Raw genomic sequence first — 6,999 nt, forward strand, 5'->3', positions numbered from 1 at the left:
CATGCGCGGCGCGGCATGTACCGATGACTCAGGGCCGCGGTCGTGGTCCACCTGGGATGTGCGGCGCGAGGAGCGGACCATGGCAGTGATCGACGACGTTCGGCCCCTGGGCTCGGAGCTGGAACGCTCGTACACGGTGTACGTACGCGGCAGGTTGAAGTTTCGCGTCAAGCAGATCGTCTACGTGGCGTTCTCCTGCGACGAGCGCGTGATGGGCTTCGCGTTCCCGAAGGAGGAGCGGGCGGCGCTGGTCGCGAGCGAGCCGCAGAAGTTTCAGCTGCCGTCGGCGTCGGACATGCGCTTCAACTGGATCCATGCGGACCTTGCGGCACTCGACCGAGCCGAGGCTCGCGAGCTGGTCGTGGACGCATGGCGCATGGTCGTTCCCCAGAAGATCTCTCAGGCCTACGACCTGGCGCATCCCGACGGCCCGGACTGACGCCGCCGCTTCGGGCCGACGGCCACCAGGCCGTGTCCGGTGTATCGCAGGGTCAGAGCGCGATGGCTGCGATCGCAAGCCGCTCGAGAGACGTCGTAGCAGGTCAGACTGTTGAAAGCGGACGAGCCGGTCTGTACGCCGGGTTCTCCCGGAGGGTGTACCGGTATGTCTCGCGGTGTCCGACGAGTTGGTTGGGCGCCGCGGGGTCGTTGGAACTTCGCGGTTCTGCCGGGTCCGGGGCGCGTTGGTGGAGGTGGCGTCGGATGGCCTCAGACGGCGGTTATGTGCACCTCGCACTCGGGCGCCTTCCACCCGCCCCATTGGTTGTCCTTCGCGCTGGTGAGCAACCTCAGGTACCCCACTCCGCCACGCTCAGGACTCGACCGGCGGGGGCTTCTGTCCGTAGCCACTCGCTCAGCGCCTCCGCGTTCTCATTGTCGTCCACGTCGACCGAGATCATCACGTTCGCCACCCAGCTCATAGCGATCGTTCTACCGGAGCGGACAGCAGGTCACCACAGGATGGGGTCGAGCTGGCCCTGAGCGGTCATGAGCAGAACGTGGGTCTCGCGAGAGGCGTTCCGGGTGCTGGCGTTCGCGACGACGATGAGCCCGGACCTGGCCGCCGTGGGGAAGAACGCCGCGTGTTTCGTTTTCTCTGCTGCCCGTGATAGAAACGCCTGATCGGGCATCTACGCAGGTCGCCCCAGATTTCGATGGATAATTTAGATGGATGTCGACGGGTGGAGGGGCATGCCTGACCTGGAACCGCAGCGGAGCGGGGGCCGGGTCGCGCTGGTGGACCTGACCGGTGCAGAGGACATGACTGCGGCACTGCGCAAGCTGCAGGACCAGTGGGGGCCGGTGGCCCCCGTGGACCTGGAGCCAGGCGTACCGGGCTGGCTCGTGCTGGGGCACGCCGAGGTCATGGAGGTGATGCGCACGGAGAGCGTCTTCGCCCGGAACCCACGGCACTGGAGAGAGCAGCTACCACCGCAGTCGACCCTGCACGCCATCCTGTCCCCGACCGGACGGCGGAACCTGTACTTCTCGGACGGCGCGGAGCACCGGCGGCTGCGGCTCCCGGTGGACGAGGCGTTCGCCGACATGGACGAGGTCCGGACGGCAGCGCTCGTGCGCGTCGTCTGCGCCCGGCTCATCGACTCGTTCGCCGCCAAGGGCAGTGCGGACCTGATGGGCGAGTATGCGGCGGCGGTGTCGTTCCTGGCGGTGTCGGGCATGTTCGGCTTCGACGAGCGGCAGGGGGTCGACCTGTTGCGCTGCGCGAGCGAGATCTTCGGGCACGGCGGCGATCCCGTGTCAGCCCTGGTCCGGATGGACCAGATCGTGATGGACCACGTCATCGCGACCCGGGCGGAGCCAGGCCCGAACCTGACCACCAGCTTCATCAAGCACCCGAGTTTCGAGGACGACACCGAGATCGTGCACTCCATGGTGATCGCGATCTGCGCGGCCAACGAGATGCTCGTGACCTGGATCGCGGCCACACTTCGCCGCATGCTCACCGACCCCCGGTACACCGGCCGCGTCACCGGCGTGCGCCGCGGCCTGGACGACGCGATGGACGAGACGCTGTGGAGCGAGCCGCCCGTGGCGAACCTGCCCGCCCGCTACGCCGTGACCGACTGCACCCTCGGCACGGCGCGGATCCGCGCCGGCGACGCGATAGTGATGGGCGTGGCCGCCGCGAACAACGACCCGCGGGTACGCACCAGCGACGACCTCTTCGAGGCGGGCAACCGGTCACACCTGTCCTTCGGCGTCGGGCCGCACGCGTGCCCCGCCAAGCGCCCCGGGCGGCTCGTGGTCAAGATCGCGGTGGAGAGCCTCATGGAGCGGCTCGACCTGAGGCTCACCGACCCTGTGGTGAAGTGGGCGCCATCGCCGTGGTCGCGCTACCCGTCCACGCTGCCGGTGACGTTCACTCCCGAGCGCCAGGCCGCCCGCACGCCTGCCCGCGTCTGACCTGCCCCTGGAGCGTCAGACGGCATCGACGTGCGCCTTGCCGTTCACGCAAGTCTTCGTGCGGTGTCGTTCGTGACGAACTGACAGGGGGTCTTCGACACCGGGGTCGGCGTGGCAGGCGGTTGCCGAGGCTGCCAGGTTGCGCCAACGGCGCACAAGACTACCCGCACCGTCACATGGCTTTCTCGTAGTCACTTCTTTACGCAATGGTCACACAACGACCCGCAAGGGCCGAATGTTCTGCCCGGTATGCACGTTATGTTTAACGTTGTCCGTCGGCAGACGAGATGGTGTCTTGGCTGAAGAAGGAGCCCCCAGTGCCTGACCACACCGGTAGATCCCGCAAGACGACAGACGCCGTCGCAGCCAGTTCGGACCGCGAGTCCCGCCGCCGCGTGACCAAGCTGATCCGGCACCTGAGCACGCCCGAAGGGCGCGCCGACCCCCACGCCGTCTACGACGAGCTGCGGGCCATGGGCCCGGCGGTACGCATGCCGTGGGGAGCCTGGATGGTCACCTCGCACGGCGCGAGCCACGAGGTGCTCAGCGGATCCGGCTGGCGCACCGTGGACGCCGCCTGGCGCACCGTGCGCCAGCCGACGTGGGTGCGGCACCCGGGCCTGAAGTTCCTGCACGACTCCGCGCTCGGCACCAACCCGCCCGGGCACGCCGGGCTGCGCCGCAGCCTTGGCTCGTTCGTCTCGCCGCAGTCGGTCGCTGACCTCACACCGCAGATCGTCCAGACCGTCCACGAGTACCTCGACCGGTTCGATGCGGTGCTGCGCGCCGACGGCGAGGCGGACTTCGGGGCCCTGGTCGGCGACCGGCTGCCCATGGCGGTGCTCTGCATCGTTCTCGGGCTGCCGCGCGAGGACATCCCGCTGCTGTGCGAGATGAGCCGCATGCTCTCGAACGTGCACGACCTCGCGCCGAGCAAGGCGCGGATGGCGCAGGCCGACCGCGCGGGCAAGCTGTGGAACGCATACTGGGAACAGCTCGTAGCCCAGCCCAGACCCCGGCTCACGGAGGACTCACCGCTGGGAGAGTGGCTCGACACAGAGACCGACCCCGCGGTGCGCGCGGTGGCCGGCTCCCAGCTCAACGTCATGATCGAGGCGGGCCTCGAGACGACGACGTCCCTGCTGTCCGACGGCGTGGTGCAGCTCCTGCGCCGGCCCGACCAGGCCACGTGGATGCTCGAGCACCCGGAAGCCGTACACGGCGCCGTCGAGGAGCTGGTCCGCTTCGTATCGCCCGTACAGCTCATGACCCGGTACGCAGCGCAGGACACGGAGCTGCCGGGCGGCATCCCGGTGACAGCCGGGCAGATCGTGCACGCCGTGGTCGCCGCGGCCAACCACGACCCCGACGCCTACGACTCGCCGCACGACCTGAACCTCTCGCGCCCGCCCCGCCGCAACCTCGCCTTCGGCGTGGGCATGCACTACTGCCTAGGCGCGCCGCTGGCCCGTCTGGAAGCGACGACACTGTTCCCCGAGGTGCTGCAGCGGTTCGATCTCGAGTTCGCCGGGCCAGTGGGCTACGACGAGACCCTCGCCTTCCGCGGAACGCGTTCGGTGCCGGTACGGCGGCGACCCCGTCCAGCCGCGACCGCGGGTGCTGGTGCGGCGGTGGGTGCTGGTGCGGCGGTGGGTGCTGGTGCGGCGGTGGCCGCTGGTGCGGCGGTGGCCGCTGGTGAGAGCACGGCCGCCGCCGGACCCGTCGTGGTCAACCGCGAGGACGCCGTGCTGGTGGTGACCCTCACGCGGCCCGACGGCGACAACCGGCTCGACCGAGCGACGCTGACCGCCCTGGGCGACGTGCTCACGACGCTGCCCGACGACGTCGCCGCCGTCGTGCTGCGCGCCGAAGGGCGCCACTTCTGCATAGGCGGCGACCTGGACGAGCTCGGCCAGCTCGCCACCAACGACCCCGACGGCTACCGGAACCTCGTCGAGCTCAGCGACGAGGTGCTGCGCGCCTGGCGCACCTGCCCGGCGGTGACAGTCGCGGCGCTGCACGGCAGCGTCGCCGGAACAGGGCTCGGGCTGGCGGTCGCGAGCGACTTGCGCGTGGCCGCCGAGGACGCACGGTTCCGCGCGCCCGAGACGGTCGTCAGCATCCCGGTGGGTCCGAGCGAGGTGCTGGACCGCCTGGTCGCCGAGATCGGTTCCGGCTGGACCCGCGCGATGCTGCTGCTCGGCGATGCCATCAACGCCCAGGAGGCGCTGGAGGGCGGGCTCGTGCAATCCGTCGTCCCGACCGAGAACGTGTGGGCCGAGGCCAAGCGCCTGGCCCGGCGCATCGCCCGGCGCGACCGGGAAGCCATCCGCGTCACCAAGCAGACGATGGCCCGGCTTCCGCACGACGGTCCCGATCCGACGGAGGGCACCGACGTGTGGGAGGCACCACTAGCCCAGGCCCTGCGGCGCCGGATCACCCTTGGCGACGCGAGGTAGCGACTCCTCGTCGACGAAATGCCGGCGGGGCCAGCGACAATGCTGGCCCCGGCAAGCGCGCCCGAGACGATCGTCAGCATTCCGGTCGGCCCGAGCGAGGTGCTGGACCGGAACTCGCGGCGACCGTCGTCCTGGCGGTCTGGAGACGGCGACCCGTCGACCCGGACGCCGGCAAGTTCACGTTCAAGGAGCACGCCGAGCACTGGCGGACGCTCCAGGTCCATCGCGGCAACACAGAGGACCAGGTCGACGTGGTTCTTGAGATCCGAACCTACCCACGTTTGGGACACCTGCCGCTAGCCCCGATCGACTCCGAGGACATCTAGTCGACTTCCACGATCTGCGTCACTACTACGCGAGCCCGCGCATCCGCCACGGCGCGTCCGTCAAGGCGGTTCAGGTACGACTGGGCCACAAGGACGCGAGTGAGACCCTGGACACCTACTGGTATCACCACGGCCTTCAGGCCAGGCGACCATGGTGCAACTGCGAACGTGATCTCGCGCCTGGAAGCCTCCGACTGGTGCTCCGTGCAGGTCAGGGCCTTAAAAGCGGACGAGCCGGTCTGTACGCCGGGTTCTCCCGGCAGGCCTCATGGCCTGTCGGGGTACCCGGCGGGATCGGCCGAGAACGTTGGAATCCTGCGGCTCACGAGCGTTGGTGACCTTGGCGCCCGACGGCGCTTCGTGGGGCTCTTGCGGACTCCCTGCGGACTGGGTGCGGACTGCGCGGGTCAGGACTGTGCCTGATCGTGCCGATATTGGTGCGATCCGCCAAGACCTCGTCGACCACGCATGTCACGAGCGACATCTCCATGCCCGACCCCTGCGGAGGACGGCCGACGCCACCACATGCTGCACACAAGCGCGGAATCCCCGTAGCAGTCATGTAGCCAGAGGGCGCACGGCGTGACTGGCCTACTCGGCGGCTTCACCGGTCGCGTCAGCGAGGCGTTGCTCGACGGTTCGGGTCAGCGCGTGGTCACCGAGGATCCGGCGGCAGTCCGCAAGGAGGTCGGTCATGAGTTCTGTGGCCTCTCGGGTGCGGCCCACACTCAACAGGACGTCGGCAACTGTGTCGCGTCGCATCAAGGTGCGCAGGTCCTCGGCACCAAACACGCGCCCGCTCTCGTCGACATTGAGACGAGCCAGGGGCAGCGCCTTCTCCCCAGCACCATCATCAGCATGGGAGAGAACGAGGTCGCCCCGTGAGGTCAGGGTGTCGGGGTGGTCCGGTCCCAGGACCCGCTCGCGATCAGCCAACGTCGCCTCATACAGCGGGATCGCCCGCCCCAGGTCCCGCGCTGCCCGGTACCCGCCCGCGAGATTGTTCCGTGATCGCAGGGTGTCGGGGTGGTCCGGTCCCAAGACCCGCTCGCGATCGGCCAACGTCGCCTCGAACAGCGGGATCGCCCGCCCCAGGTCCCCCGCCAACCGGTATGCGCGGGCGAGATCGTCCCGCGATCGCAGGGTTTGCGGGTGGTCCGGTCCCAAGACCCGCTCGCGATCAGCCAACGTCGCCTCGAACAGCGGGATCGCCCGCCCCAGGTCCCCCGCTGCCCGGTACGCGCCCGCGAGATTGTTCCGTGTTTGGAGGGTGTTGGGGTGGTCCGGTCCCAGGACTCGCTCGCGATCGGCCAGCGTCGCTTCGAACAGCGGGATCGCCCGTGCCAAGTCTCCCGATGTCCGGTACCCGAGCGCGAGATTCTTTCGTGATTGCAGGGTGTTGGGGTGGTCCGGGCCCAGAACCCGCTCGCGATCGGCCAACGTCGCCTCCAACAGCGGGATCGCCCGCCCCAGATCTCCGGCCGCCCAGTAGTCGACCGCGAGATCGTTCCGTGAGATCAGGGTGTCGGGGTGGTCCAGGCCCAGAACCCGCTCGCGATCGGCCAACGTCGCCTCGTCCAGCAGGATCGCCCGCCCCAGATCTCCCGCCGCCCAGTACCCACCCGCGAGATTGTTCCGTGACTGCAGGGTGTCGGGGTGGTCCCGGCCCAGAACCCGCTCCCGGTCTGCCAACGTCGCCTCGAACAGCGGGATCGCCCGCCCCAGGTTCCCCGCTGCCCAGTACCCGTCCGCGAGATTGTTCCGTGACTGCAAGGTGTCGGGGTGGTCCC

Annotated in this window: 6 protein-coding genes; 4 read left to right on the plus strand and 2 right to left on the minus strand. The window is 69.2% G+C overall.

All coding sequences use genetic code 11. The annotated features are described in order from the left end of the window. Positions 1-79: 79 nt before the first annotated feature. Positions 80-439: an MmcQ/YjbR family DNA-binding protein gene (locus tag LUU90_RS02680; RefSeq protein WP_275001697.1), complete on the plus strand. Its 360-nt coding sequence runs from the start codon at positions 80-82 to the stop codon at positions 437-439. A gap of 349 nt (positions 440-788) precedes the next feature. On the opposite strand, the gene LUU90_RS02685 is transcribed toward LUU90_RS02680, so the two are convergent. Continuing rightward, a complete protein-coding gene (locus tag LUU90_RS02685) occupies positions 789-920 on the minus strand; it encodes a hypothetical protein (RefSeq protein ID WP_275001698.1) in 132 nt (43 codons plus the stop codon). A 271-nt stretch (positions 921-1,191) separates the two neighbouring features. On the opposite strand from LUU90_RS02685, the gene LUU90_RS02690 reads away from it, so the two are divergent. From LUU90_RS02690 to LUU90_RS26405, 3 genes are all read left to right on the plus strand, one after another. Further along, complete coding sequence (locus tag LUU90_RS02690) at positions 1,192-2,424, plus strand: cytochrome P450 (protein ID WP_275001699.1); 1,233 nt, start codon at positions 1,192-1,194, stop codon at positions 2,422-2,424. A 317-nt stretch (positions 2,425-2,741) separates the two neighbouring features. Continuing rightward, positions 2,742-4,883 carry a cytochrome P450 gene (locus tag LUU90_RS02695; RefSeq protein ID WP_275001700.1) on the plus strand — a complete coding sequence of 714 codons (2,142 nt, stop codon included), beginning with the start codon at positions 2,742-2,744 and terminating at the stop codon, positions 4,881-4,883. Between the two features lie 340 nt (positions 4,884-5,223). Beyond that, positions 5,224-5,547: a hypothetical protein gene (locus LUU90_RS26405; RefSeq protein WP_425596167.1), complete on the plus strand. Its 324-nt coding sequence runs from the start codon at positions 5,224-5,226 to the stop codon at positions 5,545-5,547. Positions 5,548-5,800: 253 nt separating this feature from the next. Here the strand turns inward: LUU90_RS26405 and LUU90_RS02705 are convergent. Continuing rightward, on the minus strand, positions 5,801-6,999 hold a 1,199-nt coding region (locus LUU90_RS02705; protein ID WP_275001703.1), incomplete at its 5' end, for a tetratricopeptide repeat protein.

Source organism: Promicromonospora iranensis (assembly GCF_028994775.1).
Lineage (GTDB): Bacteria > Actinomycetota > Actinomycetes > Actinomycetales > Cellulomonadaceae > Promicromonospora > Promicromonospora iranensis_A.